Below are 24201 nucleotides of genomic sequence, written 5' to 3' on the forward strand. Positions count from 1 at the left end.
ACCGGACGCATGAGGCGCTTGTGGTGGATCGTGGCTGGCGTGGCGGTCGCGGTGGTGGCCGCGGCGACCGTGCTCGTGGCGCTGGTCGAGGCCGCCCGCGACGGCGACGACGTGGTGCTGTCCGCGCCACGCGGCGACCGGGACTCGGCGACGTTCGAGCTGGTGAGCGGGGCGACCGTCGTGCTGGTTCGCTCGGCCGACCTGGGCGGCGACCTGTACCGGATCTCGGCTTCCCACCCCGACTCCCCGGACCGGCCGGACGTGATCGGCGAGGACGGCGTGGTCCGGCTGGCGCTGCCGGGCGGTACGTCCTCGGTCGACGTGCGGCTCAGCGCGGCGGTCGCCTGGCACGTGCGCATCGCGGCAGGCGCCGCCGACCAGCGGCTCGACCTCGGCGCCGGCCCGGTATCGGCCGTGGACCTGGCCGGCGGCGCCAACGCCATCGACCTCGTGCTGCCGTCCGCGGCCGGCACCCTTCCGGTACGGGTCACCGGCGGCGCCGGTCAGGTGAGCGTGCGGACGGCCGGTGGCGCCCCGGCCCGGGTACGGGTCGGCAGCGGCGCCGCTCAGGTCACTGTGGACGGTCAGGGCCACACCGGCGTGGCGGGCGGCACCGTCTTCGAACCGCCGCAGTGGGCCGCCGCCCGCGACCGGTACGACATCGACGTGGCGGCGGGAGTGTCGACGCTGACGGTGGCACGGCGCTGACTCAGCGGCCCAGCGCGCGTGCCGCCTGTTCGAGCATCCCTACGAACTGGGTGATGGCGGGCTGGTTGGGGTGCCCCGGTGGCAGCGCCCTCAGCGCCGCGTGCGCCAGCTGGCGCGCTTCGTCGAACGCGCTGAGCGTCTTCGTCGCCACGCAGTACTGCCACAACGCCTGCGCGGCGCTGATGGCGATCGGCGGGAACCGCGGGTCGCTGGGCTCCGCGAGCGCGATCGCGGAGCGCGCGTGCTTGACGGCTTCGAAGATGACCGCTGAATCTTTGCGAGCGTCGTAGAGCAGCACGAGCGCGTTGACGAGGTTGCCGATGGTGCCGGCTCGCTCGGTGTCGTCGCCCTCGGCTGTGCTGGCGGCCGTGCGGCCGGCCACGACGGCTTCGACCAGCACCGACACGTCGCCGCCGCGCTGGTACAGGTCGATGAGCGTGGTGGCGAGCGCACCCGACGCGCGGGACCGGCCGGCACCGCTCGCCTCGGCGGCGGCGACCGCGGATCGGCCGGCCCGCGCCGCCTCGGCCAGCTTCGCCTCGTCACCGGTGCGGGCGGCGGCGGTGCGCAGCAGTACACAGAGGATCGCGTGGGCGTGGGCCGCCGAAGCCTGGTCGTCGGCGCTCGCCTCGACCGCGAGCCGCGCGGTGTCGATGGCGAGGGCCAGCACCGCCGGGTCGTCTGTGGACTGTGCCTGGAGTCGCAGCTGCTCGGCGGTGCCCAGCGGGTCGAACGGGTCGACGGTGACCGGTGTCGCCCTTTCCGAACGCGCTGGCTGGCGCTGCTTGGGCGGGCGTGGATTGCGCTCGGACTCCTCGACGACCATCCGCATGAACTGCCCGGACGGGTGCCCGCTGGTGGCGAGCTTGTCGGCCCACCGGCGGGCACCGGCGACGTCGCCCTCGGCGAGCATCGTCGTGACTAGATTGGACATCGAGTCGGCGACGCCGGCCTCGGCGCCCAGCAGGTAGTACCGCCGGGCCCCGGCGTCGTCGCCGCGAAGCCGCAGCAGGTTGCCGAGGCTGTTGTACGTGTCGACGTTGCCCCGGTCGGCGGCCGCCCGCCACCACCGCTCGGCCTCGTCGACCCGGCCGTCTTCCTTGTTGAGCACACCGAGGTTGTGCATCGCGCCCGCGTTGCCCGCGTCGGCCGCGCGCTGGAAACAGCCGTATGCCCGGTCGCGCCGGCCCAGTTCCAGGAAGAACGCGCCGATGTCGGAGAGCACGCTCATGTCGGTGGTGCCGGACGCGGCCGTCAGATGCTCTATGGCGCGGGCGTTGTCGCCACTCCGCATGGCCTGAATGGCGAGGCGCACCTGGTCCACAGAGGACTGGTCGCCGGGGTTCTTCTCTTTGCGGAACCGACCGAACACCCCGGGACCACCTTCCGCATCCGTGACGGTACGGATGCTAACAGTGGTTGGCAATACGTGGCTCACATGTTCATCACCGTCGGACAGGCAAGGAGCCGCGCGTCAAAGTGGATCACCTGGTTGAGCGTGAGATCCAGCAGCGTGACGGGGTGCGGCACGGCACCGCCGACGGCGCTTGTCACCAGGCTGGCCGCGATGCCAGCGAGCAGGAACGCGACCGCGACGAGCGCGACTGCCAGGGGCGGGATAACGCGGTGGACGAGCATGAGAGGCTCCCTTCAGGCCACTGTGGCCGGTCGACTCTCAGGATGCCGCCACCGCGCTCGTGGCCGGATCGGCTGCTCGGTCTGGTGTGGACTGGATGGTCGGGCTCGGCGTGCGACTGGTGCGGAACGCCCACAGCAACAGGATCGCGCCCGCGAGTGCGATCACTGCCCCGCTAAGCGCCGTGACGTGCATGGCATCCACGAACGCCCGGTTCGCGGCGGCCGCCAGATCGGGCTGCCCGAGCGCACCGGCCACGTACCGGGTGTGCTCCGCGGACGACTCGGCGGCGGTCCGCGTCTCGGGTGGCAGGCCGCCGAGGGCGGGTGCGATCCGGTCCCGGTACGTGGTGGTGAGGACGGTACCGAGCACCGCGATGCCGAGCACGCTGCCGACCTGCCGCACGGTGTTGTTGACGGCCGAGCCGGCGCCCATCCGGTCCATCGGCAGCACCGCGATCACGGCGGCCACGGTCGGTGCGATCACGGCGCCCATGGCCACCCCACTGATCGCGCCCACGGTGCAGAACCACACCAGCGGGGTGTCCACCTCGAACGTGAGGTTCGCGGCGAACGACGCGGCCACCACCAGCAGCGCGGTACCCGAAACGGCGGCCACCCCGAATCGCTTGACCAGGCGCGGGCCGAGCCCCGAACCGACCACGACACCGATCGCCCCGGGCACGAACGCCAGTCCGGTGTCCAATGCGGACATCCCGCGGGCGCCCTGCAGGTAGAAGTTGCCGTAGAACATCTGCCCGGTGATGCCGAAGAACAGGGCGGCGAGCGCCAGGTTGCCGGCGGCGAACCGGCCGTTCCTGAACAGTCGCGGGTCGAAGCTCGGGTCCGGCGACCGCCACTCCACCCTCACGAACAGCGCGATCAGGACCAGCCCGGCGGCGATCGGCGCCCACACCTCGACGCGCGCCCAGTCGGCGTCCTGCCCACCCTCGATCAGCCCGTACGCGAGGGCCGCCAGGCCGGCCGTGGACAGGACGAGTCCCAGCGGATCGGGCCGGCGTCGCCGCTCGGCGCGCGGGTTTGGCGAGTACACGATGATGCCGACCAAGGCGACCGCGACGATGGGCAGGTTGACCAGGAAGACCGACCCCCACCAGAAGTGGTCGACCAGCACGCCGCCGAGCAGCGGACCGAGCGCGACGCCGAGGCCGCTCGACGCCGACCAGGCGGCGATCGCGCCGGCCCGCCGTTCCGGCGGGAACGTCACGCCGATGATGGCCATCGACGTCGGCATGATCATCGCGCCACCGAGGCCCATCAGGCCGCGGGCCAGGATCAGGCTCGTCGCGTCGCCGGCCCAGGCCGCCCAGACGGACGCCGCGCCGAACGCCGCCAGGCCGGCGACCAGGATCGTGCGATGCCCGTACCGGTCGCCGAGCGCGCCGGCGGCGAACAGCGCGGTGGCGAACAGCAGCGCGTACGAGCCGACCGCCCACTGCAGCTCGCCCGGCGTGGCGCCGAGGCCGCGCTGCGGGTCGGCCAGGTGTTCGAGAGCGATGCCGAGGATCGTCGTGTCGATCCAGATCAGCACCGCGGAGAGGACGAGAACGGACAGCACACGGCGTTGGCGACTGTGGGATAATGACAGGTCCCTGACGGTCATGCGGTAACCGTGGCACGATCGTCAGGTACCTGTCAATAGTACGGTGGGCAGAATGGGATCCGTGACCGACGACAAGGAATGCTCGACCTTTCTGGTCCGCCACGCCTGGCTGAGCATGCGCGGCGTGGTGGCCGAGGCGCTGGACGAGCACGGGCTGTCGGTCGCGCAGTTCGCGTCGCTGATGATCCTCGCGGAGCAGCCCGGCGCGTCCGTCGCCGATGTGGCGCGCCGGGTGTCGACCGCCCGGCAGTCCGCGAACGAGATGCTCGGCGGCCTGGAGCGCGCCGGGCTCATCGAGCGCCGCCCGCATCCACAGGACCGCCGCGCGCAGCAGATCTTCCTCACCGACGCCGGCCACGCCCGGTACGACGCGGCGCGTCCGGCGGTCAAGGCGGTGGAAGACCGGCTCTCCGAGGGCTTCACGGCAGGCGAGCTGGCCGTGGTCAACGCGTGGTTGAGCCGGATGACCGCCGTGGGCGCTTCGCCCGGACGCGAGGAGCTGCCGACGCTCTGAGGGCGTCGACGTGTGCCGCCACGCCGTCGAGCAGGCGCTGGAGCCCGTACTCGAAGACCGCGTCGAGGTCGTAGTCGAACTGGTGGCCGGAGACCTCCGCGAACGCCGGGAACCGGCCGGTGGCGACCACCGCGGCGATGGCCCGGCGCTGCGTCTCGATCCATTCGTCACTGGTCAGGCCGGTGTCCTGCTCGGCCCGCACCTCGGACTGGATGTTGAGCGCGGTGCCCCGCACGTGCCCGAACAGGGTCAGGTGGATGTGCATCGTGTCGCTCACGTCGAGCCCTAGCTCGCGCAGTGTGGCGAGGCTGAAGTCGGCGTAGGCGAGCACGTTCGGCAGGAGTTGCGGGCGCGTCATCGACAGCGCCTCGGCCGCCCACGGATGGCGGCGAAAGACCGTCCACATCAGACGTGCGGCGCGCTCCAGCGCCGCCCGCCAGTGCGGCGGCCGCGCCGGCAGCGGGCTCTCTCCGTGTACCGCGTCCACCATCGCGAGTACCAGCTCCTCCTTGCTCGCGACGTACCGGTACAGGGTCATCGTGGCCACGTCGAGGTCGGCGGCGATCCGGCGCATCGACAGCATCGCCAGCCCTTCGGCGTCGGCGAGCGCGACAGCGGTGCGGACGATCCGGTCGCGGCTGAGCTCCGGCTCGCGCCGCTCGCCTTTCTGATGTGGATGCCGGACTGTCGTGCCGGCGCCCGGCCTCGTGTCCACCAGCCCGGCTTCCCGTAGCGCGGCGATCGCCCGGGTCGCGGTGGCCATCGCCACTCCCCAGTCGCGAACGATCTGCCGCGTCGACGGCACCCGGTCACCCGGACGCAACCGGCCGGAGTCGATGCGGTCGCGGATGTCGGCGACGATCCGCTGGTACGGCTGCTCCATCCCGCCTCCCCAGAAGTGCACTAGTGCATGTGTACATCGTACGCACACCAACCCTACCGTTGCCGCATGACGAACATCCTGATCTCCGGAGCCGGCGTCGCCGGGCTCGCCCTGGCACACTGGTCGCGCCGCTACGGATTCACACCAACCATTGTGGAGCGGGCGCCCGCCCTGCGCTCCGGCGGGCAGGCCATCGACGTCCGCGGCACCGCCCGCGAAGTGGTGAGCCGGATGGGTCTCATGGACGCCGTACGCGCGCACCACACCGGCACCCACGGCATCGCGTACGTCGACGCGACCGGCCGCCGGCGCGCCACCATGAGCGGCGACGCCATGGGTGACTCCGGCGGCGTGATCGCCGAAATCGAGATCCTGCGCGGCGACCTGGTGCGGCTGCTCCAAGAGGCGGCCGGCGACATCGAGTACATCTACGGCGACATGATCACCGGCTTGAGCGAGGGCGCCGACGGTGTCAAGGCCACGTTCCGGCACGCGCCGGCGCGCACCTTCGACCTGGTGGTCGGCGCCGACGGGGTGCGCTCGGGTGTGCGGGCGCTGGCGTTCGGCGACGAGTCGCGGTTCGTGCGCGACCTCGGGTACTACATGTCGTACTTCCCCGCGCAGACCCGCCTCGACCTGGCCGGCTGGGAACTCATGCACAACCTCCCGGCCGGCAACGGTTTCGGCGGTCGCGCCTGCCTGCTGTACCCGATCCGCGACAGCGGCGAAGTGCGCGCGCTGCTGGCGTTCGCGGCGGCGCCCATGCCCGGCGAGGTCCGTGACGTGGCCGCGCAGAAGCGGCTCCTCGCGCGCGTCTTCGCCGGCGAGGGCTGGGAACTGCCCGGGCTGCTGGAGCAGTTGCGCGACACCGACGACCTGTACCTCAGCCGGGTCGGCGAGGTGCGCGTCGACCACTGGTCCAGCGGGCGGTCGGTGCTGCTCGGCGACGCCGCGTACGGCGGGTCGCTCGGCATGGGTACCAGCATGGCGCTCGTCGGCGCGTACGTCCTCGCCGGCGAACTGGCCACCGCCGGCGGCGACCACCGGACGGCACTCACGCGCTACGAGGCGGAAATGCGCGAGTACGTCCGGATCAACCAGAAGCGGCCGCCGGGCGGCGCCCGCGGGTTCCTGCCGCGGACCCGGCGCGGCATCTGGCTCCGCGACCAAGTCGTGCGGGCGATGCAGCACCTTCCGGGCGGTTCGGCGATGGCCGGAAACATCCAGAAGTCGGCCAACGCCATCACCCTGAAGGGGTACGAGCAAATTTGATCACGATTTCGTCGAACTCCTGACCGGCGCATTCCGTTCATCGAGGTAGGCGCCGGTGGGGGGAGCCATCGTGACGTACAGGTTCGCGGAAGAGTCGGGCACCGTCCGGGCGTGGGGTGCCGCGCCCGTGGTCGGTGCCGGCATCGCGGCCGCGCTGCTGGTCATCCTGATCGGATACCTGATCTCCCGAGGTGTACGCCGCCGCACGCCCGCGATCGCCGGCCGCCCGCCGTACCGTGGTCCGACACCCGCGCAGCGCGGCTCCCGGCCGGCTGGCGGCTCGCGTCCACGCGGTCCCGTGTACGGCACAGCGCCCGCGCCGCTCTCCTCATCCATGCCGCGCTCCTCAGCCCCTCCGCGTTCCCCTTCCCCTCCGCGTTCCCCTTCCCCTCAGCGCTCGTCAGCTCCTTCGGGTTCCTTTGCTCCTCCCCCGCCCCCGTCGCGTTTGGTTCAGGCTCCTGATTACGGCGCTCCGGCGGGTGCGTCGCCGCGCTCGTCGGCTTCGCGGTCGGGCCGCGCGCCCGGGTACGGTGCGGCGGCGCCTGATGCGAGGCCGGGGCAGGACGGCGGGCCCAGCCAGTGGTTCGGCCCGGGCGGAGGGCCCGCATCCCGTTCGTTCAATGGCGCGCCCGCGCCGGATCCGCGCTCAGGGCGCGACGACGCACTCGGCCAGCGCACAGGTTTCGACGGCGCGTCTGGACAGCGCCCGGACTTCGACGGCGCGGCTGGACCGCACTCGGGCCTTAATGGGGCGGCTGGACCGCGTTCGGGCCGCGAGTTTGGCGCTGCTGGCGCCGCTTCGCCAGGGTCGCGCTCGGACCGGGACTACGCGGCGGGCCAGGCGGCAAGCGATGACCCGCGCACCGCGGGATACCAGCCTCCGGTCCCCGCGTCCCGATACCGCGCCCAGGTCGACGCCGCCGTCGAACGCGGCCGGGCCCGCACCGCCGAACGCACCGTCGGCGAACGCACGCAGGACCTCCTGGCCCGGCAGCTCGCGCTCATCAGCGAACTGGAAGCCACGGAAACCGACCCCGAACGCCTCGACGCGCTGTTCCGCCTTGACCACCTGACCGTCCAATTGCGACGACAAGACGCCAGCCTCCGCGCCCTGCGCGGCGAGGAACCCGTCCGCTGGTGGAATCAGCCGGCACCACTGTCCGATGTGGCCATAGCGGCGGCGTCCGAAGTGGAGCAATATCGGCGGATCGAGGTACTGTGCCTGCCGACCGTAGAGGTCGCACCGTGGGCCGTCGTCGACGTCGTCCACCTGCTGGCCGAGCTGCTCGACAACGCGACAATGTTCTCTCCGGCCGGCTCACCCGTCCACGTGGTGGGCGGCACCCTGCGAGACGGCCGCATCCTCGTCGACATCCACGACGGCGGCCCCGGCATGGAGCCCGAGGTTCTCGACCAACTCAACGCCCGCCTGAACGGCCAAGCCGGTCTGGACGCCGGCGAAACGACAACCTCCGGCCTCATGGTCGTCGAACGGCTGGCCCGGCGGCTCCGCGCGAGAGTGGCACTGTTCCCGTGGGGCGACGCGGGCATGACGTCGCGCGTCATCCTGCCGGGCAAGCTCGTCCGCCCAGTCGTAGCCGCCAACCCCCGCCTGAAAACCCTCCCCCGCGGCCGCTAACCCACCCTCCTCCCCATCCATCAAGAAGCCCTGGCCCTCCTTCAGGTGGCTGAAGGAGCGGCAACCCAGCCCGCGCCCGTCCTCTCGGCGGCGCCGCCACCCACCCGTGACAGCATGTCGCCACGCCGTGCACACCTCCCGCCGACCGATCAAGGGCAAACGCACGCGGTTGGATCTCTTTCTCCGCGCACGTCCGCCCCCAGCCCAGCCCGGCACGGCGTGTCGCCACGCCCCCTCCGCCGATCAAGGCCGAATGCACGCGGTTGGATCTCATTTCCACGCACGTCCGCCCCCAGACCAGCCCAGCACGGCGTGTCGCCACGCCCCACACGCCGATCAAGGGCAAACGCACGCGGTTGGATCTCTTTTCGCGTGCATTCGCCCTTGATCCATGCGATTGCCCTTGATCGGCGCGCAGGGGGCGCGCCCGCCCTCAGCGGGCCCCTTTCGGGTCAGGACGAACGCACGCGGTTGGATCTCTTTTTCGCGTGCATTCGGCCTTGATCCATGCGGTTGCCCTTGATCGGCGCGCAGGAGCGCGCGCGCCCTCAGCGGGCCCCTTTCGGGTCAGGACGAACGCACGCGGTTCGATCTCCTTTCCGCGTGCATTCGCCCTTGATCCATGCGAATGCCCCTGATCGGCCGTTGGGAATTAGCGATCGGCATCGGGGCAAGAGCCGAACATCACGGTCGGCCAGGCGCCAACGGCGCCCGGCGACCCGGATTGCCCTATCCGCGCTGCCGCAGGTCGGGCTGCGAACGTCCTCGCCAAGCACGTCCCTGACGCCTCGGCGGAGCGAAGTCATCGCCACGATGCACAGCCGGCGGCGATGCCGGACCGGCGAACTGGTTGTGTAGTCGCGGAGGGTGAGGCCGCGGGAGCAACGGGCATGGACCGCGACGGGCATCGCGGTAGCTCAAAACCCGATCCTGAACTTGATCCTCAAGGCCGCCTGCCAAATTTTCGCGGACCGGCGTGTCGCGCCCGGCGTGGCGCTTTTTGGGGCAGCGATCTTCGCACGGACGTACGAGAATCAATGTGTGCGAGAAGCGTTGGAGCAGCTCAGGAGCGTGGCTGGCCGGTGCGCCGGCGCTCCGGTGTGGTCGCTGCACGATGCCGATCTCGTCGACGCTGTGCACGCCATCCACGACGCCGAGCAGATGCTCGCCGCCGCCAAGCTCCACCTTGTCCGGGAGATCGACGGCCGAAACCTGCCCATCGCTCAGGAAGCAAGCAGCACTTCCGTCTGGTTGCGTGGACGCCTGCACATCAGCATCCACACGGCCGGGCGGATGGTCGACCTGGCGCGGGCGTTGGACCAGCGCCCGTCGCTGGATGCCGCGTTGTCCACCGCGGCGGTCAATGTCGAGCAGGCTCAGATCGTGGCCAAGACAGTCCACGACCTCACCGACGAGGCATCCGCCGACGTGGTCGACCTCGCCGAGAAGACCCTGATCGAGCAGCATGCCGACCAAGAGCCAGCCGTCTTGAGGAGACTCGCCGACCGGATTCTTGCCTACGTGGCCCCGGATCTGGCTGACGACGCGGATCGCCGGGCTGCCGAGCGCGACGAGAAGCGCGCCCAGCAGACGCGGGCGTTCGCACTGACCAACAACGGTGACGGCCGGTTCCGCCTCGCCGGATGGCTCGACGCCGAAACCGCCGCCATCGTCAACGCCGCGTTGGATCCACTGTGTAAGCCGGATCACGAGCGGACGCCCGCCCAGCGGCGCGCGGACGCGCTCGTCGAGGTGTGCCAGCTAGCGCTGCGCACCGAGCAGCTGCCGGACAACGGCGGCGACCGGCCGCAGGTCGTGGTCACAGTCCCGTACGACGTGGTTCGCAAGGAACTCCGAGACGGGCAGCTCGATTCCGGCGAAAGGCTCACCGCCGAGCAGGTGCGACGGCTGGCTTGCGACGCCCAGATCCTTCCCGTCGTGCTCGGCGGAGACGGGCAGATCCTCGACGTCGGGCAGCTACGGCGACTGTTTACCGGGCCGTTGCGGCGCGCGCTCGTGGCCCGCGATGGCGGGTGCGCGTTTCCTGGTTGTGATCGGCCACCGCGGTGGTGTGACGCGCACCATATCAAGGCGTGGGGTGCCGGCGGAGACACTGCTCTCGACAACGGTGTCCTGCTGTGTGGCTACCACCATCGGCTCATCCACCGCGGCGAGTGGGAAGTCCGTATGGGCGCGGATGGGAAACCGGAGTTCATACCTCCGTACTATGTGGATCCCGAGCGCAGGCCCCGGCGCAACATCTATCACCGGCGGCCATAGGAGCGCGTCGCGCTGGGTGTCGTTGTTGGTTTTCCGCTGTTCACGTCGCTCGCGCTGACCATGCTGCTCGGCGAGCCGGTCACACCGGCCTCGATCCCGGCGGCGCTGGCGGTGCTGGCCTGCGTCGTGCTGATCCAGCGCACGCGTTCACGGGATGAGGACCGCCGCGAGATCGAGTACGGGCGTAGCAGGCGTTTGGACCCCCGAAACGGCGGGCACCGTCAATACATCAGCAAACCGAGACCGGGGAGGGGGATCGGATGATCGACGCACGCGTGACGCTGCCCCGTGAGCGGTGGACGGTGCCGGTGGCGCGCCACCTGGCGCGGGTACTGCTCGACGGCGCCCGCGTCACCGGCGACGCCCGCGACGACATCGAGATCGCCGTGAGCGAGGCGTGCGGCAACGCGGTGCGCCACGCGCGCCCCGCTGACCGGTACCACTTGCGGCTGCACGTGGGCGGCGGCGCCTGCATGGTCGAGGTGGCCGACGAGGGCCCCGGCTTTACGCCTCCCGCGAGCCCGGCGTCGACGGGCGCCAGCTCTGGACGCGGGCTCGCGATCATCAGGCGGCTCGCCGACGAGCTGGAGGTGCGGCGCCGCCGGCCAGGCACCTTGGTGCGTTTCCGCAAACGCCTTGCCTAAGATGAAGGCGCTGAGGGAGGAGGGGCATGAGCCACACCGCCATCACAGAAGCGGAGCAGCCCCTCCCCGCCCGCGCATGAACGATCGCGGTTCGGCACTGGTCACGGGCGCCTCGCGGGGGTTGGGCGCGGTCATCGCGCGGCGGCTCGCCGCCGACGGGTGGCCGGTCGCCGTCAACTACCACGCCAATGCCGAGACCGCCGCGCGGCTCGTCGCGGAGATCCGCGACGCGGGCGGCACGGCCGAGGCGTACCGCGCGGACGTCACCGACGAGGCGGGCGTCGCCGACCTGGTGGCACGAGTGGGCGCCGACCTGGGCGATGTCGAGGTGCTGGTGCCCAACGCCACCGGGCCGCAGCCGCTGGTGCCGGTCGAGGAGCTGACCTGGGAGGACCACCTCGACCAGCTCAGGTTCTTCGTGAAGAGCCCGACGCTGCTGGTGCGGGCGGTGCTGCCGGGCATGAAGGCGCGCGGCCGGGGCCGGGTGATCCAGATCGGCTCCGACATCGTGGAGCGCGCGCTGCCGAACTGCTCGGCGTACCTGGCCGCCAAGGCGGCGCAGCTCGGCCTCACCCGGAGCTGGTCGCGCGAGCTGGGCCGGCACAACATCACGGTCAACCTGGTCGCGCCGGGCTGGATACCGGTCGAGCGGCATGCGGGTGCGACGGAGGAGTCGCTCCGGCGGTACGCCGATGACGTGGCGCTGCGCCGTATCGGCACACCTGACGATATCGCCGCGATGGTGTGCTTCCTCGCGTCGGACGCGGCGGGGTTCATAACGGGCGAACGGGTCGCCGTCAACGGCGGTCACACCCTCGGTTGAGCGAACCTCCCCAGGCATGGGCGCCACCGCCGGCGGGTATGGGAAGAGTGTCATTCCCCCATGCGAAGGAGGCCGGTCGTGGGTATCGGCACGAGCATCTTCCTGATCGCGGTCGGCGCGATCCTGACGTTCGCACTCGAGACCAGCGTGGCCGGCATAGACCTCGACGTCGTCGGCTGGATCCTCATGGCGGCCGGGGTTCTCGGCCTCATCATGACCACGCTGATCTGGGGTCGGCGCCGCACGCCGGTGACCGAGGAACCCGTCGAGTACCGGCGGGTCGAGGAGCGCCGCGACGTCCGCCCGCCGCTGTAACCGGCATTGACCTGCGGATATTCGACGCAGGTCGACGTCGAGCCGCGCGCCGCCTGGCCGGTCCACATCGGATCGGCCAGGACGGCCGCAACACGGCCGCTAGGTGTGTTGGGGTGGTGTGCGGCAGACTGTGCCGTTGTGGAGGCGCTCCAACTACTGGGTGGCCGGTACCGGCTGCACGAGAAGGTCGGCGAGGGCGGTATGTCCGTCGTCTGGCGGGCTACCGATGAGGTGCTCCGCCGGCCGGTCGCCGTCAAGGTACTGGCCGGCCGGTTCGTGACCGACGCCGCCGCCCGCCTGCGCATCCAAGCGGAGGCCCGGGCCGCGGCGCGCCTCACCCATCCATGTGTCGCGAGCGTCTACGACTACGGAGAGTCGCACTCCGAGAGCGGCCATCTCGTGCCGTTCGTGGTGATGGAGCTGCTCAGCGGCCCGACCCTCAGCCGGCGGCTGGCCGACGGTCCGCTGCCGCCCGCCGACGCGCTGAAGGTCTGCGCCGAGGTCGCCAGCGGGCTGGCCGCCGCGCACGCCGCCGGGCTCGTGCACCGCGACGTCAAACCGGCCAACGTGATGCTGACGCCGGCCGGCGCGAAGGTCGTCGACTTCGGCATCGCGGCCGCCGCCGGACCGCGCGACGACGTGGACCCTTACAGCGACCTTTTTGGTACGCCGGCGTACCTCGCGCCCGAACGGCTGGTCGGCGGCGACGTGGTGCCCGCCTCGGACGTGTACGCGCTGGGCCTGCTGCTGCACGGCGCCCTGCTGGGGCGGCTGCCGTGGGAAGCCGAGACCACCACCCAGATGCTGGCCGCCCACGTGTACGTCGAGCCGGCACCACTGCCGCCGATCCAGGGCGTACCGGCGGCCGTGGTCGAGCTGGCGCGGCGCTGCCTGGCGAAGAACCCCGCCGACCGGCCCACCGCGAGCGACGTCGCCAGCGAGTTGGCCGCCGCCGCGTCGACCGCCGCGACCGCTGGCTTGTCGACGCCCGCCGAGACTCCCGAGCCGGCTGCCGTCTCCGCTACGGGTGCGGCACTGGCAGTGCGCTCGGCCGGCACCGGGTCGCTCGTCGACCCCGGTTCGGAGGCGACCACCGCGGAGGTGCGGGCGGGGCGGAGCGGGCGGCGCCGGGTCCTGCTGTTCGCGACCGCTGGCGCCGTGGCGATCCTGGCCGTCACCGCCGTGATGCTGATCATCGAGCCGACCGTCAAGGACGCGTCGGTCGCCGAGGCCGACGTGACCCACAGCGCCCCGGCCGGCGGCAGCGCTGGCGACGCCAAGGACCCCTCGGCCGCCCCGACGACGCCGGCCCCCGCGACGGCCGGTCGCGGGCCGGCCAGTACCGCCACCGCCGCGCCGAAACCCACCAAGACGGGCGCCACGGCCTCGCCGCGCACGACCGCGCCCACCCGGCCCGTCGAGACGGCTACGGCCACGGCCAACCCGGTGGCGGCCAAGCAGCGCACGCTGACGTCCGCGGGCGGCACGGTGCTCGCCGAATGCGTCGGCTCCACGGCCGAGGTGCTGACTTGGGAGCCAGCCGACGGATACACGGTGAAGCGGGTCGCACCGGGGCCGGCGGAGACGGTGGGGGTCGTGTTCGCCGGTTCACCGAACGTACGCATGCGCATCCGCTGCAACTCCAATGGCGTGCCGCATCTGGTTTGAGCGATCTAACAGCACTGTTATATCGTCGTCGGGTGGATCTCTACGCGGCAGTCGCACCCCATGATCACGGCATGCTCGACGTTGGTGACGGCCACCGCGTGTACTGGGAGGTCCGCGGCAACCCGAACGGCAAGCCCGCCGTGGCGGCGCATGGCGGGCCCGGCTCCGGGTGCGGACCCTTCTGGCAGCGGTTATTCGACCCCGAGGCGTACCGCGTGGTGCTCTTCGACCAGCGCGGCTGCGGCCGCAGTACCCCGGACGCCGGTGACTGGACCGTCGACCTGTCCACGAACACCACCCACCACCTGCTCGCCGACATGGAACGCCTGCGCGAGCACCTGGGCATCGACCGCTGGCTCGTCATCGGCGGCTCGTGGGGCTCGGTGCTCGGGCTCGCGTACGCGCAGCGGCATCCGGACCGCGTCACCGAGGCGATCCTGTTCAGCATCCCCACCCGCCCTCGACGGGCCAACGAGTGGATCACGCGATCGATGGGCCGCGTCTTCCCCGCCGAATGGGCGCGGTTCCGCGACGGCGTACCAGAAGAAGACCGCGACGGCGACCTCGCCGGCGCCTACGCCCGGCTGCTCGCGGACCCCGATCCGGAGGTTCGGGAGCGGGCCGCGGTGACCTGGTGCGAGTGGGAGGACACGCACGTGGCCACCGGCCGCGACCCGAAGCCCGACCCGCGCTACCAGGATCCGGCGTTCCGGATGACGTTCGCGCGGCTGGTGACCCACTACTGGAGCAACGGCTGCTGGCTGGACGACGACGAACTGCCCGACGGTGCGGCGAAGCTGGCCGGCGTCCCGGGCGTGCTCGTGCACGGACGCCTCGACATCAGCAGTCCGCTCGACGACGCCTGGGAACTGGCCCAGCGCTGGCCGGGCAGCGAGCTGGTCGTCGTCGGCGAGGCCGCGCACGGCGCCGGTCACCCGGACATGCAAAACGCGCTGCTCGCGGCGACCGACCGCTTCCGCGGGCGCTGAACCGCCCCAAGAACTCCATTTCAAGAGATGGCGGGCTACCGCGATGTCCGCGGCGGTCCAGGGCCGTTGCTCCCGCGGCCTCACCCTTCGCGGCCACACAACCCGTCCACTGGAAGCCGCCCTAGGCGTCGGCGAAGCCCGGGATGCCGGGCTCTCGTTCGACGCGCGCGGCCCGCACCAGGAAGCTCACGGTGTGGTACCAGCCGCACAACGCGAGCAAGTCCAGCAGCTGCTCCTCGGTGAAGTACTCCGACAGCGCCGCCCACAGCTCATCGTCCACATCGGAGCTGTCGTGCAGCTGGTCGACGAGGTCGAGTAGTAGCCGGTCACGCGGGTCGACCCAGCAGGGGTCCACACTGGAACCTTTGACCACAGAACGGATCTGCGCGCTCGTCAACTCGGCGCGTTCGGAGAACACCGCGACGTGCAGGCCCCAGTGGTACTCGCAGCCGCACCGCGCGCACGTCCGCGTGATGATCAGCTCGCGGGCACGGAGGTCGACGCTGAGCGCGTCACTCAGCTCGTACCCCATCCAGCCCGTCATCGCCCGCGCCATCCGGTCGTTGCGGGCGAACGTGCGGATCACGCGCAGCGGCGGCAGGCCGGGCGGCAGCATGCTCTGGAACAGCGCCTTGATGTCCGGCTCGTACGGCTCCTCGTGCGGCGCGATCCGGGCCGCCATTCAGACCTCCCGATCAGGGGATCAGCAACAGCTTGCCGGTGGTCCGGCGGGCGGCCAGGTCGGTGTGGGCACGAACAGCCTCGGCCAGCGGGTACCGGCCACCGACGAGCACGCCAAGCGATCCGTCGGCAACCCAGCCGTACACGTCGGCGGCGCGGCGGCGCAGTTCCTCGTCGTCGGCGATGTAGTGCGCCAGCGTCGGCCGGGTCAGGAACAGCGACCCGCCACCCTGCAGCCGCTGCGGGTCGAACGGGGGCACCTTGCCGCTCGCCGCCCCGTACAGCGCGAGGATGCCGCGCGGGCGCAAGCTTGCCAGGCTCTCGTCGAACGTGGACTTCCCCACACCGTCGTACACCGCCGCCACGCCCGCGCCGCCGGTCAGCTCGCGGACCTTCGCGGCGATGTCCGAGTACCCGATCACCTCAGCGGCACCCGCCTGGCGCGCGAGCTTCTCCTTTTCCGGGGTGGAGACCGTGCCGATCACGCGCGCGCCGAGCCGGGTGGCCAGCTGCGTCAGCAGCAGGCCCATCCCACCGGCCGCGGCGTGCACCAGCACGGTGTCGCCGTCGCGCACCGGAGCCGTGTCGAGCAGCAGATAGTGCGCGGTCATACCCTGCAGCAGCGACGCGGCGGCCTGCTCGTCGGAGACGCCGTCGGGCACCGGCACGGCCCGGTTCGCCGGCACCAGCGCATACTGCGCGTACGAACCGGCGAGGTTGGTCGACGCCACCCGGTCACCCACCGCCGGTGACGTCACGCCCGGACCGACCGCGACGACGGTACCGGCACCTTCGCTACCCGGAGTCAGCGGCAACTCACTCGGGTACTGCCCGGTGCGAAAATAGATATCGATGTAGTTCACGCCGATCGCGGCGAGCCGCACCAGCACCTGACCAGGGCCCGGCTCCGGCGTATCGACCTGCGACAGCTCCATGACCTCGGGGCCGCCGTGCTCAAGCACTCGAATCGCATCCATTGATCACATACCCTAGCTCGGCACGCGACACCAAGTTGGCATCTACGGAGACGTGTGCCGTAACCATGATCCGCCGGGCGGCCAGTAGTCTCCCGCGAGGACATACGACGACGACGGGAGAGTTCGGGTGAGCGAGCGGCGCGGCGCGGCGACGCTTGGATCGGCCCCCGCAACCACCGACCAGCTCAACCACGTCGGGCCGATCCAGGCGGCGCCCACGGGCGCCGCAAAGCGAGCGAACCAGGAGGCACAGTGACTGGGCGAACACAGGCCGTGGAGACGCTCGACGCTGAGCTCCAGCGTGCGGTGCGCCGCGCCTCGGTGATGCGCCAGGGCTTCTACGTGGTCGTGCTGCTCGTTGCCCTCGCCGGCCAGGTGTCCGGCGCCGTCGAGGCGCTCGGAATCCCGCTGGCGGCGGCGATACCTGCAGTGGGCGCGCTGGAACTGGGCGGCATCGTCGTGCTCGCCAACGCCGACGTGCGGCGCCGCCTCGGCGAGCGCGCCATCGGCTCCCGCCTGCTGTCGGCCGCGATCGCGGTGGGCGCCGTCGCGTTCAACTGGCTGGCACACAGCGACCACCTCCTCGGCGGCTTCTTCGCCGGCATGTCAGCGCTCGGCTACCTGGTGTGGTTGACGCATACCGAAAACCAGCGCCGCGACCGCCTGCGCGCCACCGGGGACCTGCCGCCCACGACGCCCGCGTACGAGGTCGTGGGGCACTGGCTGCGCCGCCCGTTCCTCACGCGGCGGGCCAAGTCGCTCGCCAAGGAAGACCCGACGCTGGGCCTGTACGGCTCGGTGGCGGCCGCGCGCGCCGAGGTGGCCAGCCAGCGGCGGCAGAAGGCGATCGCCAAGGTGCTGCACCGCAAGATCCGGTCCGCGGTCGACCCGGCGACGGCCGACATCGCGCTGGCCGTGTACGACCTGGAGGAGATCGCGGCCGGGCTGACCCGGCGCGCCGACTACGACGGCCTCACCGACCTGATCGCGATCGACCTGGCGCCCACCCGCCTCGCGCCGCCTTCGGCAGACCTGCCTGCGCGCGCCGCAGCTTCCGATCACGCAGTCGCCTCAGATCGCGCGGCCACCGATCGCGCGGATGTCGATCGCGCGGATGTCGATCGCGCGGCGTCGGGCAGCGGGGCCTCCCGCAGCCTCGCTACGAACGGCGCTGCTTTCGCTGACGCCGCTGGCATCCCGGTCGGCGATCCGCTCCACGCGGGCAGCGCGCTCGGCACCGACAGGTCCACATGGCCGGGACGCGGCTCGGATCCGACCGTCTCGGGCGGCACCGTCCCGGGCAGCGCGGCGGCTCACTCGGGCCTTGCGGCGGCTCACTCGGGCGGTGCGGCTGCTCGCTCGGGTGGTGCAGCGACCGGTGCCGACGTTGGTGCGCCGGCTCGCTCCGGCGGTACAGCAGCTCGCTCGGGTGGCGCGGCGGCTCACTCGGGCGGTGCGGCGGCCGGCGGCGAGGTTGGTGCGCCGGTTGGCGTCGAATATGCGGACGCTGGCGTGCGTGCTGACGCCGAGCGCGACGCCGCCTCAGCTGGTCGCGCCGCACGCCGGGCGGGTGCCGCGGTGCCGTCCGCGGCGCTGACCGAGGCGAGTGCCGAGTTCCAGGTCATCGCCGCCGTCCGGCGCGAGTTGGAGGAGCTGCGCTCCCCCATCGGCACCGTGCCGGATGCCGCTCCCGCATCGCAGCGCCGCCGGCCGCGGGCGACCACCAACCGCGCCGCGCCGGCGCCGCCCTCCGGGACGCCAGCTGTGTCCAATGAGGACGGTGCACGGGTGGTGCCGCCGCCGCGTACCGCCAACCGGCGCGACGTGGACGGCGAGCCCGTACCGCGCGGCCAGTCGCTGCGGCGCCTCGTGCACGCGACCCTCGACGGGCACCCCGCCGCCAACTCCGGCCGCGACCACACCGAACTGGTCGATCTGGTCACCGACGCACTCCAGCTCAACGACGTCGAGCGGATAACAGCGGCCACCTACGTCCAGACCTGGAAGCCCAACGACACCCAAACCCCGCTCCCCCAGCAATCCCGCCGCTAGCGCCCCTTGCCGCGCGTCCCCTGCCGCTGTACGCGCCGATCTTGCAGTTGTCATGTCCCAAAGCGGGCAATTCGTCGCGACAACTGCAAGATCGGCGCGGCTGGGGCCTAGAGACGCACGCGGAGGCGGGTAGCCGCTGCCACGAGGTTGGCCAGGGCGGGTTCTACCTCCTCGTAGGTGCGGGTCTTCAGGCCGCAGTCGGGGTTGACCCAGACACGGTCCGCCGGGAGGCCGGGCAGGGCGCGCAGGACACCCGCGAGCCGCTCGGCCACCTCGTCGACGCCGGGCACGCGCGGCGAGTGGATGTCGTACACGCCAGGGCCGAGCCCGCGTTCGAAGTCGCCCAGCGCTGCCAGTACGCGCCCGCCCGAACGCGCCGACTCGATCGTCGTCACGTCTGCGTCGAGCCCGTCGATCGCGCCCGCCACGTCGGACGCGTCCGAGTAGCACAGGTGAGTGTGGATCTGGGTGGCGTCGCCGGCGCCCGCGGTCGCCGTCCGGTACGCCTGGACCGCCCAGTCCAGGTACTCCTGCTGCTCGTCGCGGCGCAGCGGCATCAGCTCGCGCAGGGCCGGCTCGTCGACCTGGATGATGCCGATGCCGGCGTCGGCCAGGTCGCGCACCTCGCCGCTGACGGCGTCTGCCACCTGCTCGACGACGGCGCGCAGCGGCAGGTCACGCCGCACGAACGACCACGCCACGATCGTCACCGGCCCGGTCAGCATCCCCTTGACCGGCTTGTCCGTCAGCGACTGGGCGTACGTCGCCCATTGCACCGTGATCGGCGCCGACCGCCTCACATTGCCGTGCAGGATTGGTGGGCGGGTGCACCGAGAGCCGTACGACTGCACCCAGCCGTGTCGCGTCGTGGCAAACCCGTCCAGGTGCTCCGCGAAGTACTGCACCATGTCATTGCGTTCCGGCTCGCCATGCACCAGGACGTCCAGCCCGAGCCGCTCCTGTACCCGGATCACGTGCTCGATCTCGGCGGCGATGCGGTCGTCGTACTCCTGCTGCCGCATGCGTCCGGCGGTGAGCGCCGCGCGGGCCGCGCGCAGGTCACCGGTCTGCGGAAACGACCCGATGGTCGTCACCGGCAGCGCGGGCAGCCCGAGCCGTGCCTGCGCGGCGGCCCGCACTGGGTACGGCGAGCGGCGCTCGTCGCGTGAGGTGGCCGCCGGCGCCGTGGGCAGCGGAGCGGGTGCGCCGCGCTCGCCGCGTGCCAGCCGGTCGGCCAATTCGACCACCTCGGCGACCTTCTGCTCCGCGAACGCCAGCCGGGCACGCAGCGCCGGGTCCAGATCCGTCTCCCGCTCGAGGTCGTACGGGACATGGAGCAGTGAACACGACGTGCTGACCACGACGTTTTCGTACGGCTGGAGTCGGTGCAATGCGTCGTCAAGGTCGGTGCGCCACACGTCGCGCCCCGAGACCACCCCGGCGACGAGCGTCTTGCCCCGCATTGCACCGGGATCGATCGGACCACCGCGTATCAGGTCCACCGCGATTGCCTCGATACCTGTCGCGGCAAGCACCGGCATTGCATCGCCCAATGCACCGAAGTATCCGGCGACGAGGATGCGGGGCCGGTCCGCGGTGCCGCTGAGCCGGTCATAGGCGCGGCGGGCGGCTTCCAGCTCGGCGGGCGTGCGATCGGCGACCAGCGCCGGCTCGTCCAGCTGCACCCACTCCACGCCCTCGGCACGCAGCGCGGCCAGCAGCTCCGCGTACACCTCGACCGCGTCGTCCAGCCGCTCCAGCGGCGCGATCCCCTCCGCGAGCAGCAACAACGTCACCGGACCGACCAGCACCGGCCGCACCCGGTGGCCGAGCGCCCGCGCCTCGCGCACCTCGCGCAGCGGCTTCTCCGACACCAGGCGGAACTTCGTGTCCGGGCCGATCTCGGGGACGATGTAGTGGTAGTTCGTGTCGAACCACTTCGTCATACGCAGCGGCGGCAGGCCGTCCTCGCCGCGCGCCATCGCGAAGTACGGGTCGACGGCCGCCCGATAGCGTTCCGGCACCGCGTCCAGCATCACGGCGGCGTCCAGCACGTGGTCGTACTCGGAAAAAGCCGCCGGCAGCGCCTCCAGGCCGAGCTCCGCGAGCCGTTGCCAGGTTCGGGACCGCAGGCGTGCACCGACCCGGTCAAGCTCGGTGCGATCGATCCGAGCATTCCAGTACGCCTCGAGCGCTTGCTTCAACTCACGGTTCGGACCAATGCGCGGGTATCCAAGAATCGTCGACTTCACGGGCGGCATCCTGCCGTGGCGGGGGCGGTCGGTGGCGTTCCATTGCCGCTGCTTATGGATCTCGTGGGCATACTGGGTCGGTGGATGCCGGCCCGGCGCAGCGTGATGTCGCGTGCTTCGTGGTGGTCGCCGAGTACCTGAGCTTCTCGCGCGCCGCCGAGCGGCTCGGCATGACCCAGCCGGCCGCCAGCCAGGCCGTCGCGCGGTTGGAGCGGGCGCTGGGCGTGCGGCTGTTCGAGCGGACCAGCCGCGAGGTGCGCCTCTCCGACGAGGGCAAGGTGCTGCTGCCGTACGCGGAGGCGATGCTGGCGCACGCGGCCGCGTTCACGGCAGAGGCCGCCCGGCTCGCCGAACCCGGCGCCGGACCCATCCGCCTCGCTTATTGCCCGCTCGTCGGCGCGCTCGCCGCCCGGGTGGCGCGACGCCTGGCCGCCCGGTCACCGTCGGTCGACGTCGAGCTGCGCCGCGCCGGCTGGAACGCCGCCACCCAGGAACTGTCGGAAGGCGGCTCAGCGGCGGCGCTGATGACGATGCCGTTCCCGCGCGGTACGGCGACGACGGCCCGCTTCCACATCCCGGTGACGCACGTGGCGGTGCCGGCGCGCGACCCGCTGGCGACCGCGGCCCGAGTAACATTTGATCAGCTCGCGGGGCGCGACGTCCTCCTCCCCCGCGCCCGCCCGCCGGGCAGCGTGTGGCACGCGCTGGCGGGACGGCTGCCCGCCCACTTCGTCCCCGCGGATCTGGACGACCTTCCGGCTGCGCTGGATTTGGTGGCGGCGGGGCGAGGCGCGCTGGCGGCCCCACAGTTGCTGGCCGAGACGGTGCGGCGGCCGGACGTGCGATTCATACCGTTGGCGGCGAGTGACCTGCGGATGACGTACGGGCTGGTGTGGCTGCCAGACCGAGCGACGGCCGACCTGATGACCCTGATCCAGACCGTCCGCCACCTCCTCCGCACCCCATAACCCACGACCGTCCTGCCACTCCGCCCGCCCTCGCCCCCTCGCCGCGCGCGGCCCCCTCGCCGCGCGCGGCCCGCACACGACCCGCGCACGGCTCTCTCGCCGCGCGCGACCCCCCTTGCCGTCGATCAAGGGCGAATGCACGTAGTTCGATCTCATTTCCGCGTGCGTTTGTCCTTGATCCATGCAGATCTCCTTGATCGACAGCGTCGAATCACGCGATCCGGCATCGCATCAAGCCCGACCACCCGCGGCCGGTCAGGCGCCGCCGCACCGACCCGGTGGTGACCAGCCCTCGCGTCGCGAGCAGTGACCACAATGGACATCGCGCTATCGGCGGCTGTTCGCGCGCGCTCGTGCGCTGGCAGCCCCGCACCTGGCGAGACGCGCGGGTGAGGACAACCCCAGGCCGCGTCGGCGGCCCAGGCGGCGTCGAGGGCCCCAGGCGGCGTCGATCAAGGTCAGGTGCGTGGATCAAGGGCATATGCACGCGGAAATGCGATCCAACCACGTGCATATGCCCTTGATCGGCGGGAGAGGCGGGCGGGTCAGATGGAAGAGGCGGACGGGCGCGCGGCGCCGCACCACGAGCCGGGCGTGAGGCTCAATTGCGTGGCCCGGGAGCGCCCAGCCCGCGAACGCTGCCCGCGGTTGGCGAACGGCTAGGACAGGACGCAGGAGGTGCCGTCCGGGCCCTCGCCCACCTTTTCTGGCTCGTCGCCGGTGTTGTTGCCCTCGAAGAGGTCGCAGACGCCGATGTCACCGTTCAGGGTGATGTCGGACAGCCGCGCCGTGTCGCCGAAGTTGACGTTGATGCCCACGAGCACGTCGCCGTCCGTCGCGGTGATGCCACTCATCACCACGTCTCGGCGTGCCTGGGTGGAGCAGTTGCCGCATGAGCGGTACAGCTTGCCGAACGTCTCGGCCTCGAAGTCGCGGATCGTCACCGAGCCGCCGGCGCCACGGTTGTCCTGGAATACCTTGTCGTCGGCGTTGAACGCGCCACCGCCCTCGATCACCACGGTGGCGCCGGTGCCGCGGAACGTCGCGGCGTCCTCGCCCACGTCTTCCCAGAAGACGTTGCGCAGTGTGCAGGTGCCCTGGCAGTGGACGCCGTCGGCGGCTGGTGCGCCGATGATGACGTTCGACAGGGTCGCGCCGCTGGCGAGGCGGAAGAGTGGGTCCTGGCCTTCGTCCTGGCCGCCGCCACCGAGGTCGCCGCCGCCGATGAAGCGCCGGTTGCCGCCGTCGAAGGTTCCGCTGACGGCCATCGTCTCGGTGAGGGTGGTCTGACCGGTCGCGGGCGGCGGGTCGGCCGCCGCGAGCTGCGCTCCGGCGATACCCGCGGCCACGAGAGAAGCGGCGGCCGCGCCGACGATGATGCCGCCGCGCCACCTTTTGAGTACTGGCATGTGTTTGACCTTCCATTGGGACTCTTGCGGACAAGTGAGCAAGAGTGCCCAGGTCAACGTGCGGAGAGCACAGGGACAGCCGCAAGCCGTCCACGCGGAGCTGACCGGGGCGGTATCTCCATAGACCTCCCGAAGAAAGCGGTTTCCAGACCTTCGGAGGCTAGGCCACCACCACAACCAGCGTCAATGCCTACGAGATCACGCCAACCGCCAGGCTGAGCAGGCCGGCGGCGAGCAGGACCCCGCCGATGGTGGTGACAGTGTTGCCCCAGGACCACTTACCCGGGCGCCCGATTCCCATGTGGATGAACATGCCGCCGGACTGCGCCAGCGTCCCCACGAGTAGCAGCAGTCCCGCCGCCCATGTCAGGCCCTCGGAAAGGTCGAACCGCGCGGCCACGTCGAGCGCCGCCAGCGTGAGCACGAGCAGCACGCCGGCGTGGGCGTGACCGGCGCGGAAGAAGGCGGCCTGGTAGTCGCTGAGCCGGCCGGCGGCGCGCAGCCGGAGCAGGGAGAAGCCGCCGAACATGACGGTGGGGATGCTGATCAGGGTGATCGCGGTGAGGACCGTGGTCGCGGTGCCGTTCATGTGCACTACTCCAATCTTGTCGTCGACAAGTTTGGCTGGATGGAGCAAACTTGTCAACGGCAAGATTGGTTCGTGAGGGCGCACGGATGCGGGCGTCAAAAGCGCGTGGTGACGACGCTAGGGCCGCGGCGATCAAGGAGGTTTGCATCGATCAAGGGCAAAAGCGCGCGGATTGGAGATCAAAGCACGTGCATTCGGCTCTCCTGTCTGATGTGTGGGTCAGGTGGGAGAGTTGCGGCCGGGTAGTGGGGTTTGGTAGCCGCCGAGGTGTAGGCGGGT

Annotated in this window: 24 protein-coding genes; 12 read left to right on the top strand and 12 right to left on the bottom strand. The window is 71.4% G+C overall.

Features of this window, described 5'->3' with window-relative positions; all coding sequences use genetic code 11:
- Positions 1–9 precede the first annotated feature (9 nt).
- A complete protein-coding gene (locus tag QMG73_RS33425; RefSeq protein ID WP_281902436.1) occupies positions 10–708 on the top strand; it encodes a hypothetical protein in 699 nt (232 codons plus the stop codon).
- Position 709: 1 nt separating this feature from the next.
- On the opposite strand, the gene QMG73_RS33430 is transcribed toward QMG73_RS33425, so the two are convergent.
- The 3 genes from QMG73_RS33430 to QMG73_RS33440 all read right to left on the bottom strand — a co-directional run bounded on the left by QMG73_RS33430 (position 710) and on the right by QMG73_RS33440 (position 3922).
- Positions 710–2080 (bottom strand): tetratricopeptide repeat protein, encoded by a 1371-nt coding sequence (locus tag QMG73_RS33430; RefSeq protein WP_281902439.1) that lies wholly within the window; start codon positions 2078–2080, stop codon positions 710–712.
- A 62-nt stretch (positions 2081–2142) separates the two neighbouring features.
- On the bottom strand, positions 2143–2346 hold the full coding sequence (locus tag QMG73_RS33435) for a hypothetical protein (protein ID WP_281902441.1): 204 nt from the start codon (positions 2344–2346) through the stop codon (positions 2143–2145).
- A gap of 37 nt (positions 2347–2383) precedes the next feature.
- The gene (locus QMG73_RS33440; RefSeq protein WP_281902442.1) at positions 2384–3922 is read right to left on the bottom strand and encodes an MFS transporter; all 1539 of its coding nucleotides are present in this window, start codon (positions 3920–3922) and stop codon (positions 2384–2386) included.
- A gap of 97 nt (positions 3923–4019) precedes the next feature.
- On the opposite strand from QMG73_RS33440, the gene QMG73_RS33445 reads away from it, so the two are divergent.
- Entirely contained in the window at positions 4020–4481 is a 462-nt protein-coding gene (locus QMG73_RS33445) for a MarR family winged helix-turn-helix transcriptional regulator (protein ID WP_281902444.1), read from the top strand.
- On the opposite strand, the gene QMG73_RS33450 is transcribed toward QMG73_RS33445, so the two are convergent.
- A complete protein-coding gene (locus QMG73_RS33450) occupies positions 4411–5364 on the bottom strand; it encodes a TetR/AcrR family transcriptional regulator C-terminal domain-containing protein (RefSeq protein WP_281902446.1) in 954 nt (317 codons plus the stop codon). The genes QMG73_RS33445 and QMG73_RS33450 overlap by 71 nt on opposite strands.
- A gap of 66 nt (positions 5365–5430) precedes the next feature.
- Here QMG73_RS33450 and QMG73_RS33455 point away from each other — a divergent pair, with 66 nt between their 5' ends.
- A complete protein-coding gene (locus QMG73_RS33455) occupies positions 5431–6636 on the top strand; it encodes an FAD-dependent monooxygenase (RefSeq protein WP_281902449.1) in 1206 nt (401 codons plus the stop codon).
- Here the strand turns inward: QMG73_RS33455 and QMG73_RS33460 are convergent, their stop codons facing one another.
- Both QMG73_RS33460 and QMG73_RS33465 read right to left on the bottom strand, forming a co-directional pair.
- Positions 6637–6972, bottom strand: coding sequence for a hypothetical protein (locus QMG73_RS33460; RefSeq protein ID WP_281902451.1), 336 nt, complete (start codon positions 6970–6972; stop codon positions 6637–6639).
- Between the two features lie 310 nt (positions 6973–7282).
- Complete coding sequence (locus QMG73_RS33465; RefSeq protein ID WP_281902453.1) at positions 7283–7729, bottom strand: hypothetical protein; 447 nt, start codon at positions 7727–7729, stop codon at positions 7283–7285.
- On the opposite strand from QMG73_RS33465, the gene QMG73_RS33470 reads away from it, so the two are divergent.
- Both QMG73_RS33470 and QMG73_RS33475 read left to right on the top strand, forming a co-directional pair.
- Positions 7718–8275: an ATP-binding protein gene (locus tag QMG73_RS33470; RefSeq protein WP_281902455.1), complete on the top strand. Its 558-nt coding sequence runs from the start codon at positions 7718–7720 to the stop codon at positions 8273–8275. The two genes, QMG73_RS33465 and QMG73_RS33470, sit on opposite strands and share 12 nt — an antisense overlap.
- Positions 8276–9316: 1041 nt before the next feature.
- A complete protein-coding gene (locus tag QMG73_RS33475; protein ID WP_281902457.1) occupies positions 9317–10555 on the top strand; it encodes an HNH endonuclease signature motif containing protein in 1239 nt (412 codons plus the stop codon).
- Here the strand turns inward: QMG73_RS33475 and QMG73_RS33480 are convergent.
- On the bottom strand, positions 10540–10698 hold the full coding sequence (locus tag QMG73_RS33480; RefSeq protein ID WP_281902459.1) for a hypothetical protein: 159 nt from the start codon (positions 10696–10698) through the stop codon (positions 10540–10542). The genes QMG73_RS33475 and QMG73_RS33480 overlap by 16 nt on opposite strands.
- Positions 10699–10815: 117 nt before the next feature.
- Here QMG73_RS33480 and QMG73_RS33485 point away from each other — a divergent pair, with 117 nt between their 5' ends.
- From QMG73_RS33485 to pip, 5 genes are all read left to right on the top strand, one after another.
- Complete coding sequence (locus tag QMG73_RS33485; RefSeq protein ID WP_281902461.1) at positions 10816–11199, top strand: ATP-binding protein; 384 nt, start codon at positions 10816–10818, stop codon at positions 11197–11199.
- Positions 11200–11275: 76 nt separating this feature from the next.
- Positions 11276–12022, top strand: a complete 747-nt coding sequence (locus QMG73_RS33490) for an SDR family oxidoreductase (protein ID WP_281902463.1) — start codon at positions 11276–11278, stop codon at positions 12020–12022.
- Positions 12023–12100: 78 nt separating this feature from the next.
- On the top strand, positions 12101–12337 hold the full coding sequence (locus QMG73_RS33495; protein ID WP_281902464.1) for a DUF6458 family protein: 237 nt from the start codon (positions 12101–12103) through the stop codon (positions 12335–12337).
- Between the two features lie 138 nt (positions 12338–12475).
- Positions 12476–14005 (top strand): serine/threonine-protein kinase, encoded by a 1530-nt coding sequence (locus tag QMG73_RS33500; RefSeq protein WP_281902466.1) that lies wholly within the window; start codon positions 12476–12478, stop codon positions 14003–14005.
- A 32-nt stretch (positions 14006–14037) separates the two neighbouring features.
- Complete coding sequence (pip, locus tag QMG73_RS33505; RefSeq protein WP_281902468.1) at positions 14038–14994, top strand: prolyl aminopeptidase; 957 nt, start codon at positions 14038–14040, stop codon at positions 14992–14994.
- A 121-nt stretch (positions 14995–15115) separates the two neighbouring features.
- Here the strand turns inward: pip and QMG73_RS33510 are convergent, their stop codons facing one another.
- Positions 15116–15676, bottom strand: coding sequence for a carboxymuconolactone decarboxylase family protein (locus QMG73_RS33510; protein ID WP_281902470.1), 561 nt, complete (start codon positions 15674–15676; stop codon positions 15116–15118).
- A 13-nt stretch (positions 15677–15689) separates the two neighbouring features.
- Complete coding sequence (locus tag QMG73_RS33515; protein WP_281902472.1) at positions 15690–16652, bottom strand: quinone oxidoreductase family protein; 963 nt, start codon at positions 16650–16652, stop codon at positions 15690–15692.
- 252 nt (positions 16653–16904) lie between these two features.
- Here QMG73_RS33515 and QMG73_RS33520 point away from each other — a divergent pair, with 252 nt between their 5' ends.
- Complete coding sequence (locus QMG73_RS33520) at positions 16905–18704, top strand: hypothetical protein (RefSeq protein ID WP_281902473.1); 1800 nt, start codon at positions 16905–16907, stop codon at positions 18702–18704.
- Positions 18705–18811: 107 nt separating this feature from the next.
- Here the strand turns inward: QMG73_RS33520 and metE are convergent, their stop codons facing one another.
- The gene (gene metE, locus QMG73_RS33525) at positions 18812–20956 is read right to left on the bottom strand and encodes a 5-methyltetrahydropteroyltriglutamate--homocysteine S-methyltransferase (RefSeq protein WP_322791083.1); all 2145 of its coding nucleotides are present in this window, start codon (positions 20954–20956) and stop codon (positions 18812–18814) included.
- An 80-nt stretch (positions 20957–21036) separates the two neighbouring features.
- On the opposite strand from metE, the gene QMG73_RS33530 reads away from it, so the two are divergent.
- The gene (locus tag QMG73_RS33530; RefSeq protein WP_281902476.1) at positions 21037–21924 is read left to right on the top strand and encodes a LysR family transcriptional regulator; all 888 of its coding nucleotides are present in this window, start codon (positions 21037–21039) and stop codon (positions 21922–21924) included.
- 659 nt (positions 21925–22583) lie between these two features.
- Here QMG73_RS33530 and QMG73_RS33535 read toward each other — a convergent pair.
- Together QMG73_RS33535 and QMG73_RS33540 are read right to left on the bottom strand one after the other, a co-directional pair.
- Positions 22584–23333 (bottom strand): pectate lyase, encoded by a 750-nt coding sequence (locus QMG73_RS33535; RefSeq protein ID WP_281902479.1) that lies wholly within the window; start codon positions 23331–23333, stop codon positions 22584–22586.
- A 190-nt stretch (positions 23334–23523) separates the two neighbouring features.
- Positions 23524–23922 carry a hypothetical protein gene (locus tag QMG73_RS33540; RefSeq protein WP_281902480.1) on the bottom strand — a complete coding sequence of 133 codons (399 nt, stop codon included), beginning with the start codon at positions 23920–23922 and terminating at the stop codon, positions 23524–23526.
- Between the last annotated feature and the right edge of the window lie 279 nt (positions 23923–24201).

It is taken from the genome of Phytohabitans aurantiacus, from assembly GCF_027923225.1.
GTDB classification, from domain to species: domain Bacteria; phylum Actinomycetota; class Actinomycetes; order Mycobacteriales; family Micromonosporaceae; genus Phytohabitans; species Phytohabitans aurantiacus.

What these genes read in the sequence shown, in the direction of transcription:
- QMG73_RS33485 (WP_281902461.1), top strand. Translation starts at nt 10,816, where the DNA reads ATGATCGACGCACGCGTGACGCTGCCCCGTGAGCGGTGGACGGTGCCG.
- QMG73_RS33540 (WP_281902480.1), bottom strand. Translation starts at nt 23,922, where the DNA reads ATGAACGGCACCGCGACCACGGTCCTCACCGCGATCACCCTGATCAGC.
- QMG73_RS33435 (WP_281902441.1), bottom strand. Translation starts at nt 2,346, where the DNA reads ATGCTCGTCCACCGCGTTATCCCGCCCCTGGCAGTCGCGCTCGTCGCG.
- QMG73_RS33425 (WP_281902436.1), top strand. Translation starts at nt 10, where the DNA reads ATGAGGCGCTTGTGGTGGATCGTGGCTGGCGTGGCGGTCGCGGTGGTG.
- QMG73_RS33445 (WP_281902444.1), top strand. Translation starts at nt 4,020, where the DNA reads ATGGGATCCGTGACCGACGACAAGGAATGCTCGACCTTTCTGGTCCGC.
- QMG73_RS33455 (WP_281902449.1), top strand. Translation starts at nt 5,431, where the DNA reads ATGACGAACATCCTGATCTCCGGAGCCGGCGTCGCCGGGCTCGCCCTG.
- QMG73_RS33515 (WP_281902472.1), bottom strand. Translation starts at nt 16,652, where the DNA reads ATGGATGCGATTCGAGTGCTTGAGCACGGCGGCCCCGAGGTCATGGAG.
- QMG73_RS33490 (WP_281902463.1), top strand. Translation starts at nt 11,276, where the DNA reads ATGAACGATCGCGGTTCGGCACTGGTCACGGGCGCCTCGCGGGGGTTG.
- QMG73_RS33535 (WP_281902479.1), bottom strand. Translation starts at nt 23,333, where the DNA reads ATGCCAGTACTCAAAAGGTGGCGCGGCGGCATCATCGTCGGCGCGGCC.
- QMG73_RS33450 (WP_281902446.1), bottom strand. Translation starts at nt 5,364, where the DNA reads ATGGAGCAGCCGTACCAGCGGATCGTCGCCGACATCCGCGACCGCATC.
- QMG73_RS33460 (WP_281902451.1), bottom strand. Translation starts at nt 6,972, where the DNA reads ATGGATGAGGAGAGCGGCGCGGGCGCTGTGCCGTACACGGGACCGCGT.
- QMG73_RS33510 (WP_281902470.1), bottom strand. Translation starts at nt 15,676, where the DNA reads ATGGCGGCCCGGATCGCGCCGCACGAGGAGCCGTACGAGCCGGACATC.